The organism is Kushneria halocnemicola, assembly GCF_965650455.1.
In the GTDB taxonomy this organism is placed as follows: Bacteria; Pseudomonadota; Gammaproteobacteria; order Pseudomonadales; family Halomonadaceae; genus Kushneria.
Genome location: NZ_OZ287968.1, coordinates 1,643,720 through 1,659,423 on the forward strand (window position 1 = coordinate 1,643,720; position 15,704 = coordinate 1,659,423).

The 15,704-nt window shown below is 60.0% G+C and carries 12 protein-coding genes and 3 tRNA genes; 4 read left to right on the forward strand and 11 right to left on the reverse strand.

Features of this window, described 5'->3' with window-relative positions:
* The first annotated feature begins 75 nt into the window (after positions 1-75).
* Entirely contained in the window at positions 76-1,668 is a 1,593-nt protein-coding gene (locus tag ACS92L_RS07580; RefSeq protein ID WP_438768203.1) for a cryptochrome/photolyase family protein, read from the forward strand.
* 117 nt (positions 1,669-1,785) lie between these two features.
* On the opposite strand, the gene ACS92L_RS07585 is transcribed toward ACS92L_RS07580, so the two are convergent.
* From ACS92L_RS07585 to rnr, 11 genes are all read right to left on the reverse strand, one after another.
* Positions 1,786-2,088, reverse strand: a complete 303-nt coding sequence (locus ACS92L_RS07585; protein WP_438768204.1) for a DUF6482 family protein — start codon at positions 2,086-2,088, stop codon at positions 1,786-1,788.
* Positions 2,089-2,236: 148 nt separating this feature from the next.
* Positions 2,237-3,169, reverse strand: a complete 933-nt coding sequence (locus ACS92L_RS07590) for a hypothetical protein (protein WP_438768205.1) — start codon at positions 3,167-3,169, stop codon at positions 2,237-2,239.
* Positions 3,166-7,098 (reverse strand): amino acid adenylation domain-containing protein, encoded by a 3,933-nt coding sequence (locus ACS92L_RS07595; RefSeq protein ID WP_438768206.1) that lies wholly within the window; start codon positions 7,096-7,098, stop codon positions 3,166-3,168. The genes ACS92L_RS07590 and ACS92L_RS07595 overlap by 4 nt, the downstream gene beginning before the upstream one ends.
* Before the next feature lie 248 nt (positions 7,099-7,346).
* Positions 7,347-7,643, reverse strand: coding sequence for a hypothetical protein (locus ACS92L_RS07600; protein ID WP_086899441.1), 297 nt, complete (start codon positions 7,641-7,643; stop codon positions 7,347-7,349).
* Positions 7,644-7,729: 86 nt separating this feature from the next.
* Positions 7,730-9,115, reverse strand: coding sequence for a replicative DNA helicase (gene dnaB, locus ACS92L_RS07605; RefSeq protein WP_438768207.1), 1,386 nt, complete (start codon positions 9,113-9,115; stop codon positions 7,730-7,732).
* Positions 9,116-9,297: 182 nt separating this feature from the next.
* The gene (rplI, locus tag ACS92L_RS07610; protein WP_438768209.1) at positions 9,298-9,744 is read right to left on the reverse strand and encodes a 50S ribosomal protein L9; all 447 of its coding nucleotides are present in this window, start codon (positions 9,742-9,744) and stop codon (positions 9,298-9,300) included.
* Positions 9,745-9,756: 12 nt separating this feature from the next.
* Positions 9,757-10,608 carry a hypothetical protein gene (locus ACS92L_RS07615; protein WP_438768210.1) on the reverse strand — a complete coding sequence of 284 codons (852 nt, stop codon included), beginning with the start codon at positions 10,606-10,608 and terminating at the stop codon, positions 9,757-9,759.
* Positions 10,609-10,620: 12 nt separating this feature from the next.
* A complete protein-coding gene (rpsR, locus tag ACS92L_RS07620) occupies positions 10,621-10,848 on the reverse strand; it encodes a 30S ribosomal protein S18 (protein ID WP_086622313.1) in 228 nt (75 codons plus the stop codon).
* A 41-nt stretch (positions 10,849-10,889) separates the two neighbouring features.
* Positions 10,890-11,324, reverse strand: coding sequence for a 30S ribosomal protein S6 (rpsF, locus tag ACS92L_RS07625; RefSeq protein WP_108842507.1), 435 nt, complete (start codon positions 11,322-11,324; stop codon positions 10,890-10,892).
* A 200-nt stretch (positions 11,325-11,524) separates the two neighbouring features.
* Positions 11,525-12,388 carry a 23S rRNA (guanosine(2251)-2'-O)-methyltransferase RlmB gene (gene rlmB, locus ACS92L_RS07630; RefSeq protein ID WP_438768212.1) on the reverse strand — a complete coding sequence of 288 codons (864 nt, stop codon included), beginning with the start codon at positions 12,386-12,388 and terminating at the stop codon, positions 11,525-11,527.
* Positions 12,385-15,015 (reverse strand): ribonuclease R, encoded by a 2,631-nt coding sequence (gene rnr / locus ACS92L_RS07635; RefSeq protein WP_438768213.1) that lies wholly within the window; start codon positions 15,013-15,015, stop codon positions 12,385-12,387. Before rnr ends, rlmB begins: the two co-directional genes overlap by 4 nt.
* A 226-nt stretch (positions 15,016-15,241) precedes the next feature.
* On the opposite strand from rnr, the gene ACS92L_RS07640 reads away from it, so the two are divergent.
* The 3 genes from ACS92L_RS07640 (at position 15,242) to ACS92L_RS07650 (ending at position 15,635) form a co-directional block, all read left to right on the forward strand.
* Positions 15,242-15,328, forward strand: a tRNA-Leu gene (locus ACS92L_RS07640).
* Positions 15,329-15,413: 85 nt separating this feature from the next.
* Positions 15,414-15,500 (forward strand) — tRNA-Leu (locus tag ACS92L_RS07645).
* 48 nt (positions 15,501-15,548) lie between these two features.
* Positions 15,549-15,635, forward strand: a tRNA-Leu gene (locus tag ACS92L_RS07650).
* Positions 15,636-15,704: the final 69 nt, after the last annotated feature.

The following is a 15,704-nucleotide window of genomic DNA, read 5'->3' on the forward strand; positions in this document are numbered from 1 at the left end:
AATGAAATTATTCTATCAGCGCTGTCTGAACAGTGTTGATGAAATGTCCCTATTTGCTACATGCAGGAAGTGTAAATGTCTTGCCCCCTGATCGTAATCCTGGGTGATCAACTGACCGATGATCTCCCCGTTTTGACAGGCGCCCCCGCCGACGCTGTGGTCGCTTTGTTCGAGGTCGAGGAAGAGGGACGCTATGTCCCGCATCATCCACAAAAGATTGCCTTTCTTTTTTCTGCCATGCGTCATTTTGCCGAGACGCTTCGTGGCCAGGGTCGGCAGGTACACTACACCTGCCTAGATGATGGCGATAATACCCACGACCTGATCGATGAGGCCGAGCGTGTTGCCCGGCTTTATGACTGTGACGAAATTCGAGTGACCTATCCCGGTGAATGGCGTCTTTTTGATCGCATTCAGAAAAGACGCCACGGCGTCCTGGCCTGGCACACGGTTCACGACGACCGCTTTTTCTGCACCCGGGAAAGCTTTCATCAATGGGCGCAGGGCCGCCAGCGATTTCGCATGGAACACTTTTATCGCTGGATGCGTCGCGAGACCGGCCTTTTGATGGATGAAAACGGCAAGCCGCAGGGCGATCAGTGGAATTTCGATCATGACAACCGCAAACCCCTGCCCGATCACATCGATTTTCCGGCGACGCCACAGCACAAGCCGGACGCCATCACCCGTGAGGTTGTGGCGCTGGTCGAGACACACTTCGGCCAGCACTTCGGCTCGCTTGAGGGCTTCAACTGGCCCATCACGCGACGCCAGGCGCTTAACGACCTTGCCCATTTCATCGAGCACGCTCTGCCCTTTTTCGGCGATTATCAGGACGCCATCAGCGACCGGCATCCCTTTTTGTACCATGCCCGACTGTCAGGGGCGCTTAACGCCGGGCTGCTCAGACCGCTGGAGGTCTGCCAGGCCGCAGAAAGGGCCTGGCAGGACGGTAGCGTTCCCCTTAACTGTGCGGAAGGGTTCATACGCCAGATTCTGGGATGGCGTGAATATGTGCGCGGCATCTACTGGCTGAACATGCCGGAGTACAAGCAGCGCAATGCTTTAAAGGCCGACCGGGGTCTCCCCGCCTTCTACTGGAGCGGCGACACCGATATGCGCTGCATGAGGCGCGCCATCGAGATGACCCGGGATAACGCCTACGCCCATCACATTCAGCGACTGATGGTCACCGGCAATTTCGCCCTGCTGTGCGGCGTGCGCCCGGAGGCGCTGTGTGACTGGTATCTGGCCGTCTATATCGATGCCTATGAATGGGTGGAGCTGCCCAATACGCTGGGCATGGTGCTCTACGCCGATGGTGGCTATCTCGGCTCCAAACCCTACTGCGCCTCGGGCAAATACATCGATCGCATGTCGGATCACTGTCAGCACTGCCGCTATGACGTCAAAAAAAGCCTTGATGAGGACGCCTGTCCTTTCAACAGCCTCTACTGGTACTTTCTGGAACGCCATGAAAAGCAGCTGGCCGGCAATCAGCGCATGAAGCTCATCTATGGCTCGCTGAACAGGATGAGCGACGACAAGCGTCAGGCGCTGCGGGAACAGGCCATTCGCTTTCTGGATCAGCTGGATTATGAACCCGCCTACGGACAGGGCGATCATCTGGCCGGATATGGCCAGCGTACCGGCACAGGCAGTGATTGAGACGAACCATCCAAAAAAAAGCGCCGGCAAGGGCCGGCGCGGAGTCATTTCATTTTATATGTCATGTACTGGTGTTTTTAGTGGCATGCGCCGCTATCAAATTCGTGGTCGTTAAACTCAGACGGCAATGGCAAGCTCGGGTACGTGACCCAGCTGGACCAGACGACGTGAGCTGTCGCTGCCATCCTCTTCGCTTTGACGAACGATCCAGGCGTGGCTGATGCCCACCCCCAGCAGCTGATCGATGGCTTCATCGATCGAGCGAAACAGACAGGGCTTGCCCCGGCGACTGAGCTTTTGGCGCTCGCCGCTGCTCGTTTCACATTCAATCTGGTAGATGTGGCTTAACGTGTTGCGTACAACGCGTACTTCCATTTCACGATGGTGGGAAGCGGCTTGTTTTAGTTGCTGTAATTCCATGTAACCCTCCCTGGGCTATCTTTTCTCATCGCACTCTCGGCGATGGATATCTCTATGTCGTTTCTATCAGTCGTTAAAACGGTAACAGTGCCGGATGACTATTCCGTGTCAGTGCCAGCACTGTTTTTCCGATAATGGTCTTTCGGGACTACATTGCCGGGTCGTCATGATCGAGGGCGATATGACGTGCCAGACAGGCTTCAAAAATGGCCCGCTGCGACGCAGTCATCATTTTCCGGGCACGCATGAGGTGTTGCTCACCCAGTCGCTGCAGTCGAGTCACAACCGTGTCAAGCCGGGTCGTGTCGGCAAACAGGGCATCGGGTAGCGCAATCCGGCGCTCGAGCACACCGAGATACCAGATATGGTCGATCATGGCAGGGCCGTCCGAGAGCTCGGAAGCGGCGGGTATCATCAGACCATTATGAAGTACATCCTCCAGGCGTTGATCGCTTGAAAAGACGCCCTTTTCCTCATGATAGGGGTGAATCAATTCGATCACCCCTGGGTAGCGCTTAACAAGGCGCTCGGCCAGCGGCGCGTATCGCGCACCGGGCAGAGCGCAATGCGTGAGATGACGCAGCCCGAACACCAGTATGGCGCGACGACCTTTATCAAGCACCTCCCGCTCGACACGTTCAGCGTAAGCCTTCTCACGCTGTTCGTGCCAGAGGGCAAACGTCTCGCTGTCGAGTGTTTCCCAGTCAATGCGCGGTTCGGCCAACACGATGCGAACGCGACGCGCTGGAAGCCGCTGCAGATTGATGGCACGGATACGCCTGAAGAAGTCGGCATAAACGGGCGGACTCCACAGCAGAAAATAGAGCGTGTCCTGCCGGACCGCCTCAAGCCCCGTCTCACCGACGTTCTCACCGCTGATGTAGCGGTCAAGCCATGCCTGGTGACGCTCGCTGCCAAATTCGACAACGATATCGTCAAACGTTCCCTCCAGCGCCGGATTTTCCAGCAGCGTGGTAATCGCGGCCATCACCTCCGGACACCAGTGAATCTCCCCAAGCCCCACCAGAGGACAGCGTTTGAGGATTCCGGCGATGAGCGTTTCAGGCTGGCTTGCTCTCATGGCGCCATATCGAAACAGACAGGCTGCGATTCGAGCACGCGCATCAGACGCTGCGCGATCGTTGCCAGATGCCTTTGGTGCATGAGTTCCGGGTGGGTGGCCGGCAGATCAAGATTGACGATGTCGCCGCCCACATAGGGCTGCCAGGCGCGTCGATCCAGCCAGTCTTCTTCCCGGGGCGTGGCCGCCGTAAAGAAATGCATGTCGCCGCCATACACCAGATGATGGGTATCGCGTACCAGTCGGCTATTGTTGATTACCACGTCCACCAGGCCGTCCAGCGTTGATGATGACAGCTGTCCCAGTGCACTGCCTTCACGCTGTAGCAGCGCAATGACCTGTGCCCGGCGCGATCCGATATCTTCTGTCAGCGTCATATCGGCAAGCCCGGCAATACGCAAAAGCGCCTCAAGCGCCATGCCTTCATCCGGTGGCGTCATGTCGCGCCAGAGGTCCGCCGGGTAGGCATCCAGCAGCGCCAGCATGCCAACCTCCTCGCCTTCCCGCTCCAGCAGGGCAGCCATGGTATGCGCGATCATACCGCCAACCGACCAGCCCAGCAGATAATAGGGCCCGTGAGGCTGGCGTCGACGCATCTGTGCGATGTAGTCATGCGCCATCGCCTCCATGGTCTCCGGCAGTCGACTCTCCGGCAGCAGTCCGCGTGCCTGCAGGCCATACAAGGGATAGCGGGACGACAGCGTGCGTGCAAGCCCCGCATAGCACCAGGCCAGACCGCCCGCCGGATGGATGCAAAAAACGGGCGATGCCTCGCCTCCTTCGCGCAGCGGCAGTACCACATCCAGCCCGCCGGCCGCAGCGCCCGCCAAATCGAGCGCATCAAGTGCCTCAATGGTCGGTGCTTCAAACAGCGTGGCAATGGTCAGACTTGATCCCAGCGCCTCGTTGAGACGTCGCATCAGCTGCAGCGCGTTCAGCGAATTGCCACCCAGATCGAAGAAGTTGTCCCGGATACCGACGCGCTCAAGGCCGAGGACTTCCGCAAATAGATCGGCCATGATCTGCTGACGGGGCGTCGCCGGTGCAACGCGTTCCTCACCGGCCTCCGGGGCCGGCAGGGCCCGACGATCGAGCTTGCCACTGGGGCTCAGCGGCAGCGCCTCAAGCATCATGATCGTCCCGGGAACCATATAGTCCGGCAGAGTACGAGCCAGATGGCGCTTGAGCGTATCCAGCTCAAGGGTCCGAGCATCCCGGGGCACGACATAGCCGACCAGCCGGGCACTGTTGCCGCTACCGTGAACGCTGACCACGGCGTGCGCCACCTCATCATGGGAGAGCATGACGGATTCGATCTCTCCCAGCTCCAGGCGCTGCCCACGCAGCTTGATCTGATGGTCGATGCGCCCCAGATATTCGAGCACGCCGTCAAAACGCCAGCGCGCCAGATCACCGGTGCGATAGAGCTTCGAGTCGGGCTCAAGCGTCGGACAGTCGATAAAGCGTTCGGCCGTCAGCGCCGGCTGGCCCAGATAGCCGCGTGCCAGATTGCGCCCGGCAATGTAGAGCTCGCCCGACATTCCCGGCGGCACCGGCTGCAAACCGGCATCAAGCACATGTAGATGGGTATTCCAGATCGGTGCGCCAATGGGCACACTGCTGCCTGTATCGCTGGCATCACACTGCCAGGCACTGACGTCTACCGCCGCCTCGGTCGGGCCATACAGATTGTGCAGGGCCACGCCGGGCAGACGGGTCAAAAAGCGCTTCTCCAGCTCGCGGGAGAGCGCCTCGCCGCTGACAAAGACCTGGCGCAGGGCGTGCAGGCGCTCAATGTCCCGATCACTCAATTCATCGAGCAGGATATCAAGCATCGAGGGCACAAAGTGCAGCGTGGTGATCGCCTCACCGATCATGGTGTCGATCAGATAGCGCGGGTCGCGGTGTCCGCCCTCCTTCGCCATGACCAGCGCTGCGCCGCTGACCATGGGCCAGAGGAATTCCCATACCGAGACATCGAACCCGTTGGGCGTTTTCTGCAGCACCCGGTCCTTTTCTCCCAGTGCATAGCGCCCCTGCATCCAGAGGATGCGGTTGACGATGGCGTGATGCTCGACCAGTACCCCCTTGGGCGTGCCGGTCGACCCGGAGGTGAACAGGATATAGGCGCCCAGTGCGACGTCACGCTGCCCTGCACTGCCGGGCAACAATGCCTGGGCCCCGGCACTGTCCGCCAGCGCCGGATTCACGACCGGAGTGCGGGCAAAGCGCTCGCGCTGCGACTCAAAGCTCAGGATCAGACGCGGTGCGGCGCGCGTGACGATATCGTCGAGGCGCGCATCCGGGTATTCCAGCGGCAGCGGCAGCCAGGCGGCCCCCACATGATGGATGGCCAGCAGCGCCACCTGCATTTCCAGCGAACGCGGCAGCGCCACACCCACTGCGTCACCCGGGCAGACGCCCTGCCCGGTCAGGGTATCGGCCAGCGCCTGAACCTGACGTCCCAGCGCCTGGTAATCCAGCGTCTGCCCTTGCGCCACCAGCGCCGGCGCATCCGGCGTTTCACTGACCTGACGCTCGAAAAGCGTGGCCATGTGTGTCTTTTCTACCGGGTGGTCGGTGGCATTAAAGCGTGCCAGCGCCTCACGATCCTCGGGAGTGGCCAGCATCAGCTCTTCCACCGGCGCTTCAGGTGCGGCCATGAAATTGACAAGCCACTGCGCCAGGCGCGCGAGATGCCACTCAAGCTCGGCCTTGTCATACAGTGCGGGGTTGCCATCGAGCGCCAGGCGCATGGCCTCGCTGTCACCGCCGAGATAGACCGAAAAGACCAGATCATCGACCGGGCCCGCCACGAGATGATGCCGGTATACCCGGCTTTGCGGCCACTGACCGCTTGAATCAAACGGCAGAACGTTGACGTGCATGCCCAGAAGCGGACGCCTGCCGGGACGGCGCCCCAGCTCCCGCAGCAGCCACTCGTGGCGGTAACGCTGATGACGGCGCAGGCTGGCCAGCGACTCGGCCGCCGACCGGCACCACTGCAGCGGCGTGGCACTGAAGTCGTTTTGCAGACGCAGCGGCAGCATATTGACCTGAGTCATGGGGGCACGCAGCGCTGCCCCCTGCATGCGCCCCATCATGGGCACGCCCAGCGTCACGTCACTGCGCTGACACATGCGTGCATACCAGGCCCCGCTGGCCGCCAGAATGGCTTCGGCAAGCCCCTGCTGCTGTGCCCGGCACTGTTCATGAAATTGCTGACTCTCATGATGACCCAGCGCCATCTCGCAGCGCAGTGCATGGGGCTGCGCCGGGGCAAACCGTCCCGACGGTGACACGGGTTCGGGATCATCGGCGAACAGTGCGTGCCAGTGAGCACGGTCCCTGGCAAGCGCCGCGCCGGCCAGATAGCCCTGCTCCTCCTCGATGACGCGATCAATGCTGCCATACCAGCCGGCTCTGGCGTTTTCTCCCTTGCCCAGCGCGATATAGTGCTCGGCGGCGCGCTGCTGTATCAGCCCATAGGCCCAGGCATCCGCCGCCACGTGGTGCATGTTGAGCCACCAGAGGATGTGGCCGTCTGCCAGGCGCCAGAGAGCCTGGCGATACAGCGGCCCTTTTTCCAGCGCAAAGGGGGCTTCCCGACGAGCGGCCATCTGATGCCATGCCAGCTCGCGGGCATAAGGATTATCGCGCAAATCGATGATCTCCGGCACGACGGCCCGGCCGGTGCCACTGCCCGCAGTCCTTGCCGGTCCGTTGTCAGTGGCCACAAAGCCCTCAAACAGCCCGTCGGCCTCGCTCACGGCCATCGACGCTGCCAGTGCCAGCCGGTCGATATCGATGGCACCCGTGAACTCAAGGCACTGTGCGGTGGAATATCCTCCCTGACAGGTACTGCTTTGCTGGCCGTACCAGATACCGGCCTGCGCGCCGCTGACGGGAAGAAAATCGGCCTGACTCATGAGATCACCATCTTCTGCAATACCACCCCTTTGCGGGTCTTGATGACAGTACACCGGTCGAAAGGAAAAACGCTTCCCGACCGCAATGCTGTAAACGGATAGACGCCTGAATTTAAATAATAATGGTTCTCATTTCAAATAAAGCGCCCGATATTTCTTTTCACCGACGTGAGCGCATACAAAACGGGACCGAATGTTGCCATCCGGTCCCGTTCGTTATCTGCTCAAAGCCTGCCGGGGCCTGATGCCTACTCGCGATTGAAGGTGGCCGGATCAATGGCCACACCCAGCGAGCGGCGATCGATCCAGCGCCCCGCCTTGGTTTCCTTGTAGCGAAATACAACGTAGTCGCCTATCGACACATCAAGCTGGGCTTCTTCAACCTGATAGGAGTAGACCTCACCGTTAACGGTCAGGGTGTGCCGGTAGAGATCCGGCATGCCCAGCCACTCCTTGAAGGGGCCCTCGGTTTCGACGCTTTCAAGCGTGCCACGTGCTTCCAGTTTGGGTTGACGACGTCCGCCGCGACGGTATCCAGCCGGCATGTTGACTCCTGTCAGGCTTATCAGGAAAAAGGAAATGGCGCCCGGGGCGCCGTATTTGATCGATCAGAACACGCACTCGGTGCGGTTTACTCTTCGTACTGGCCGTAACTGCCCGGCGCAAGATCCTCAAACCGAGTGTACCTGCCGATAAAGGCCATGTGCACAGTGCCGATGGGCCCGTTACGCTGCTTGCCGATAATCAGCTCGGCCAGCCCCTTGTTGTCGGGATTGTCCTTGTTGTAGACCTCGTCACGATAAACGAAGGCGATGACGTCAGCATCCTGCTCAATGGCGCCGGACTCGCGCAGATCCGACATGACCGGTCGCTTGTTGGGACGCTGCTCGAGCGAACGGTTAAGCTGCGACAGTGCCACGACCGGGCAGTTGAATTCCCGGGCCAGCCCCTTGAGCGCACGCGAAATTTCCGAAATTTCCGCGGTACGATTTTCCGACATGCCCGGCACCTGCATCAGCTGCAGATAGTCGATCATGATCATGCCGATACCGCCGGCATCTCGCGCGATACGCCGGCTTCGCGAGCGCATCTCATTGGGCGAGAGTGCCGCGGTATCATCCACGTAAAGCTTTTTGTCCTTGAGCAGATTGACCGCCGAGGTCAGCCGCGGCCAGTCCTCATCCTCGAGCTGTCCGTTACGCACCCGAGTCTGGTCGATGCGTCCCAGCGAGGAGATCATGCGCAGCATCAGCGACTCGGCCGGCATCTCCATCGAAAAAACCACGACCGCCTTGTCGCTGCTGACCACGGCGTGCTCGACCAGGTTCATGGCAAAGGTGGTCTTGCCCATCGAGGGGCGCCCCGCCACGATCACTAGATCGGAAGGCTGGAGGCCGGAGGTCATGTCATCCAGGTCGCGAAAACCGGTCGACAGCCCCGTCATCTGTCCCTTGAGATTGAACAGCTCATCGATGCGATCCACTGCCTTGCTCAGCAGATCGCTCATGCCGATGGCGCCACCGCTTTTGGGACGCGATTCCGATATCTGAAAGACCAGTCGCTCGGCTTCATTGACAAGCTCGTCGGCCGAACGCCCCTGAGGGTTAAAGGCCCCCTCGGCGATCTGGTTGGCGGCGGTAATCAGTTTTCGAAGCGCGGCACGCTCACGCACGATATCGGCGTAGGCGCGGATGTTACTGGCAGATGGCGTATTGCGGGCAAGCTCGGCCAGATAGGAGAGTCCGCCTACCCGATCGAGAAGGTCGTGGGACTCAAGCTCTTCGGAAAGCGTCACTACATCCAGAGGTCGGTTTTGTTCTGCCAGACGCCCCATGGCCTTGAAGACATCACGATGCTCGATACGGTAGAAGTCATCGCTGACCAGACGGTCGGCAATCTCATCCCAGGCCTGATTGTCCAGCATCAGACCACCCAGAACGGACTGCTCGGCTTCAAGCGAGTGCGGCGGCACCTTGAGCGCAGCGGTTTCCCGATCGTATTCGATCACTTCACTCATGACGACGATTAACCATATTACGACTTACCCGGGAGAGTGATTCAGCGCAGGGTCATAGCCTACGCCCGCAGGAAGAACATGTCATGATCTCTTCCGTGCGTGAGCAGTCATTAAAAAAAGGGGCACACAAGGTGCCCCTTCTCGTGGCATATCATCGATATGCACAGCGCCATCACGATGGCTTATTCAGCAACAACGACCACGCGAACGCTGGCGGTAACATCGGAGTGCAAACGCAGCTCGATGTCGTATTCGCCGGTCTGGCGAATCGGACCTGTCGGCATGCGCACTTCGCTGCGTGCCACATCGATACCGGCCTGAGCGATGGCATCAGCCAGATCGCGCGGACCGATGGAACCGAACAGCTTGCCTTCCTCGCCGGCGCGAGCGACGAGCGACAGCTCGATCTCGGACAGCTCTTCGGCGCGCCGCTCTGCTTCGGCCTGACGCTCTGCGGCGTTGGACTCGAGCTCGGCGCGACGTGTTTCGAAGGCTTCGACGTTGGCTTTGGTTGCCGGAACGGCCAGGCCGTAGGGCACCAGGTAGTTACGACCGTAACCCGGCTTGACGCTGACCTGGTCGCCCAGTTCTCCCAGCTTGCCGAGCTTGTCGAGCAGAATGACTTCCATCTCGTGGACCTCTTAACGTTGACTGCCGATCAGACGCGTGCGGAAATCCGCAAAAGTATCTATCAGCGCCAGCAGCAGCACTATCACTAACGTGGGCCAGGTGGTCAGCAGCAGTGCATAAAAGCCGACCAGCCAGAACCCTCTCATGGACTTTACACCTACCACACCGTGTACCAGGGCAATGCCCGCTACCAGTAGAGGCACCCAGGCCATCAATACAGCGCCTGGAAACGCACCCAGAATGCCGATCGCGGTCATGGCGACCACGCCGGCGAGCTCCAGCTTCGACAGGCGAAAGCCATGGAACTCCTCACGGAAACCACCAGGGTTATACAGACCGGCCTGCCAGCTGCGCGCCAGCGCAAGGCAGGCGGTCGCGGCCAGCATGACCATCAGCCCGGTAACGGCCGAGATCATCAACAGTGCCAGTCGTTCAACCGGCACACCCTGACTTGCGTACTGCCGAAGCAGTTCGTCAATTTCCGGTGCCTGAGCGCGGACTTCCTCTATTAGCTGCGAGGCATCAGGCGGCGCGAAGATCCCGATCTGGATCAACACGGCCACCACAACAGCCCCTGCCAGCAGGGTTTCACCCCAGCGAAATCGCTCTCGAAGGATAATGGCCATGGCTGTAACCAGCAGAATACTGGCCAGCGGAATGGCGTCCCCCTGCATCCACCACCAGCCTGCCGGCAGCGCAGCTGCCAGTACGACCGGTGACGCCGGGCCAAGACCGCGGCGTAGTGTCACCAGAGCACTGATGGCAGCAGAGAGCCAAAAAAGCCATGGAACCAGCGAGCCCAGCAGCGCCACGCCAATCGCGCGCGGCGTACTCTGCATTACCCAGCGAGCGAAACCCTGCATGGCGTAGGCAGCTTACTGGTGGCTGTCGGTATAGGGCAGCAGGGCCAGATAGCGAGCGCGCTTGATCGCGGTAGCCAGCTGACGCTGATAACGGGCACGCGTACCGGTAATACGGCTCGGGACGATCTTGCCGGTCTCGGTCACGTAGGCCTTCAGCGTGTCGAGGTCCTTGTAATCAATGTACTTCACGCCTTCAGCGGTGAAGCGGCAAAACTTGCGACGACGGAAAAAACGGGCCATGTCAGTCTCTCCAGTAGGTGGATTCAGGCCAGAGCATCAGCTCAGGAGGCAGCTTCGGTCGACTCATCAGAGCGTTCGCGCGGGCGATCGTCATCAGAATCAGAACGCTCGCGCGGGCGATCGTCATCGGAGCGTTCACGACGGCGTCCCTTTTCATCAGCCGCTTTCATCATCGGCGATGCTTCGGTGACGGCTTCAGTGCAACGCACGACCATATTGCGAATGATGGCATCGTTGAAACGGAAGATGTTTTCCAGTTCAGCCAGCGTTTCGCCGCTGCATTCAACGTTCATCAGAACGTAGTGAGCCTTGTGGATCTTGTTGATCGGGTAGGCCAGATGACGGCGGCCCCAGTCTTCAAGACGATGAACCGTGCCGCCGTTTTCAGTCACAAGCCCTGTATAGCGCTCGATCATGGCAGGCACCTGCTCGCTCTGGTCCGGGTGGACCATGACCACGATTTCGTAATGACGCATGGTGTCTCCTTTCGGTTTGACAGCTTCTCGATGACAGACACAGCCGCCATGGGAAGCAAGGAGTTGATAGAAGGGTATTTTTCGTTACAAGGGCAGGATCGAAGCCATTGTCTCGTGTCCTGCAAATGCATTCGGCGGCCGTAGCCGCCGCGAAACCGCACAATTGTAGGGAGATGGCCCGCCGCTTGCAAGCAAAAGGATCAGGACGTGCGCCGCTGGCGCACCGCTTCAAACAGACAGATGCCGGTGGCCACCGACACGTTGAGACTCGATACCTGACCGGCCATGGGCAGCTTGACCAGCTGATCACAGTGCTCGCGCGTCAGACGCCGCAACCCCTTGCCTTCGGCGCCCATGACCAGCGCGGTGGGCCCGCGCATATCGACATCGTGAACGAAGGCCTCGGCCTCTCCTGCAGCACCCAGCACCTGCATGCCGACGTCCTTGAGCTTTGCCAGAGCCCTTGCCAGGTTGGTGACCTGATAGACCGGTACGCTTTCCGCGCCGCCGCAGGAGATTTTGCGCACCGTGGCATTGAGTGGCGCCGAGCGGTCCCTGGCGACCATGACGCCGATCACGCCGGCCGCATCGGCCGAGCGCAGACAGGCGCCAAAATTGTGCACATCGGTCACCCCGTCGAGTACCAGCAGCAGCGGCGCCTGATCGGTTCGGGCCTCGAGCTGCCAGAAAAGAGAGGCTTCATTGTCGGCCACCAGCGGCTCACAAAAGGCGATAACGCCCTGATGCGCGCCTTCGGCAATCTGATCAAGCACCTCACGGGGCTGAAGCACAAGGCGCGCGCCCAGGCTGGCTGCCTGCTGCTGAATATCGGTCAGGCGCTTTTCCGCCTGACCTTCCTGTATCCAGAGCTCTGATGGCACCTGCTGGCGTGCCAGCAGGGTTTCAACGGCGTGTACGCCATGAACGGCATCCAGGCCGCGAGGCGCCGGAGATTTTACACTTGAACCGTCCCGACGCTTGCCGCGGTTCGTGTCACTCTGGCGCCTTTGCTCCTGCGGCCTGCCGCCGCCTTTTTTGCCGCCGCGCTGACTATCGCCCTTCATGACTTCTGACGACCCTTTTCAGCATCACGCTTGCCTTTTTCGCCACCGTTTTTGCTCTTGCCCTTTTCGGCGCTGCCCTTGCCTTTGGCGGCGCCGCTCTTGCGCTTGTCGGATTTGCCGTCTTCAGCGCTGGCTGACTTGTCGCTGCGCTTGCGAGGCTTTCGCGCCGCTGCGTCTTCTTCAGCCCTTAACGTATCCGTTGCCTTTGTCGCGCCGCTTTCAGCCCCTTTTTCTTCACGACGACGCAGACGCTCCTTCTTGCCCGGACGGGACTTGCGACGCTTTTTGCTCGGCGCTTCTGCTTCGGCAGGTGCTTCACTGTCACCGGTCGCTGCGTCACTGCCCGGCTTTCTTATGCGCCGGCGCGACTGGGGCTTGGCATCGGTCAGCATGAAGTCGATCTTGCGATCATCAAGGTCAACGCGCGCCACCTGAACAGTGACGCCATCGCCCAGGCGATAGGTGACGCCCGTGCGATCGCCCTTGAGCTGATGCCGCTCGGCTTCGAACTGGTAGTAGTCGGAAGGCAGGTTGGTGATATGCACCAGCCCTTCGACGAAGTGCTCATTGAGTCGCACAAACAGGCCAAACTGGGTCACCGAGGCGATGGCGCCCTCAAAAACGTCTCCCACCTTGTCGGCCATGAACTCACACTTGAGCCAGTCCTCGACATCGCGCGTGGCCTCATCGGCGCGCCGCTCGGTCATCGAGCAATGCTCGCCCATGGTGACCATCTGCTCGAAGCTGTACGGGCACCAGCGCTGCGGCTCGTTGTCGGCCGCCCCTTCCACACGCTCTACGTTGGTCGAGTCACGCTGACTGCGAATCACCGAGCGAATGGCGCGGTGTACCAGCAGATCGGGATAGCGACGAATCGGCGATGTGAAGTGAGCGTAGGCGGCGTAGGCCAGCCCGAAGTGGCCGTCATTTTGCGGCGAGTAGACGGCCTGGTTCATGCTGCGCAGCATGACCGTCTGGATGATATCGGCGTCCGGGCGGCCATTGATGACCTCACGCAGATTCTGGAAATCCTGCGGCGTGGACTTGCCCTTTTCGCCGCTGGCGCCCAGCGTCAGACCCAGCTCGCCGAGAAAGGCGCGCAGCGTGGCCAGCTTTTCGTCCGAGGGCGAGGCGTGAACGCGATAAAGTGCCGGCAGCTTGTGCTTTTCCAGAAAGCGTGCGGTCGCCACGTTGGCGGCCAGCATGCACTCCTCGATCAGCTTGTGGGCATCGTTGCGGGTGCGCGGCACGATGCGATCGATCTTGCGCTGGTCGTTGAAAACGATCTGCGTCTCGGTCGTTTCAAAGTCGATGGCACCGCGCACGGTACGCGCCTGACGCAGCGTTTTATAAAGCCCGTGCAGCGCTTCCAGCGGCTTGACGACGTGGGCGTACTCACTTCGTAGCGCCTGTCCTTCCTCGCTGTCGGCGTCTTCCAGCATGGTGCCGACCTTGTTGTAGGTCAGCCGCGCATGCGAGCGCATCACGCCTTCATAGAACTTGTAACGACTGATCTCACCGCGCTGCGAAATATTCATTTCGCAAACCATGCAGAGCCTGTCGACGTCCGGGTTGATCGAGCACAACCCGTTGGACAGAAGCTCCGGCAGCATCGGCACGACCTGGCCGGGGAAATAGACCGAGTTGCCCCGCTGCCAGGCTTCCTGATCCAGCGGCGAGTCGACCTCGACATAATGCGAAACGTCGGCGATGGCAACGATCAGCTTCCAGCCGCCGGATTTCGTCTTCCAGGCATAAACCGCGTCGTCAAAATCCTTGGCATCTTCACCGTCGATGGTGACCAGCGGCCAGTCACGAAGATCGACGCGGTGACGCTTGTCTTCCTCGAGCACCTCATCGCTCATGTCACGAATCTGATCGTGCACCTCGGAGGGAAACTCGGCCGGGATATCGTGTTCACGAATGGCGATATCGATTTCCATGCCGGGGTCCATGCGCTCACCCAGCACCTCGGTCACTTCCCCGATGGGCTGCTGACGCAGGCCGGGCTGCGTGGTAATGCGCACCTCGACCACCTGACCATCTTCGGCGCCGTTGGCTGACCCTTCCTCGATGATGATTTCATGAGCGATGCGGCTGTTTTCGGGCACGACCACGGCAATATCGCTGCCGCGCTTGCGGTAAAGCCCGATCAGGCTGGGCGTATTGCGTTCAAGGATTTCGTTGACGCCGGCCTCTTCACGCCCGCGTCGATCCTTGCCACTGACCCGAACGCGAACGCGGTCACCGTCAAAAAGACGACGCATCTGACGCGGCGGAATGACCAGATCCGGCTTTTGCTTGTCATCGCGCACAAAAAAGCCGATGCCGTCGCGGTGGCCGACGACGCGCCCATCCAGCAACAGCTCGGGGTCGATGATTTCGAAAGCGCCGCTTTTGTGGCGCAGGATCTGCCCGTCGCGCTCCATAGCAGACAGGCGTCGTCGAACCGCTTCCAGGCGGTCCTCATCCTTGATGCCCAGCCGCTGGCTGACCTCTTCATGGGTGATGGGCTTGCCGTGCTCGGTCAGAATCTGCAGCAGGTATTCACGACTGGGGACCGGATTGTCATATTGACTGGCCTCACGTTCCGCCTGCGGATCGTCGGCTGGCGTCCATTGACTCATAGATTGCTTCCCTGAAATGGTTGTCTTGTGATACCGGGCAAGATGGCGAGCAGCGGGCGCGGGATAATGTAATCTCTTTTCTTCATGACCTGGATTATAGCGGTCTCGACAGGACGACCCAAAACCCTTTATTGCCCCGAAAAGGTTGCAGGGTGTAAAAAATTGGCCTCTAACGATGCTCACCTCTTGCATCACTGAAAAAATTGCGTATTATTTCGGCCCACCTGCCCGGATGGCGGAATTGGTAGACGCGCTAGCTTCAGGTGCTAGTGACCGTATGGTCGTGGAGGTTCAAGTCCTCTTCCGGGCACCATCTCGAATCAGATATTATCGAGACGGTGAAAACTCAAGACAGAAAACCTGTCGATTTCAGGTAGTTGCAGTATCGGTTAATCAACGCCCGGATGGCGGAATTGGTAGACGCGCTAGCTTCAGGTGCTAGTGACCGTATGGTCGTGGAGGTTCAAGTCCTCTTCCGGGCACCAGTTGATTACCCATCGCTTTCATCACGGTCTTCGGACTGCTGACACCCTGCCCGGGTGGCGGAATTGGTAGACGCGCTAGCTTCAGGTGCTAGTGACCGTATGGTCGTGAAGGTTCAAGTCCTTTCCCGGGCACCATGTATTCCCCCTGCATTGTTTCCTCCTAGACTATTTCAGCCGGTCACGTTTGATCGCTGTTTCCCGCTA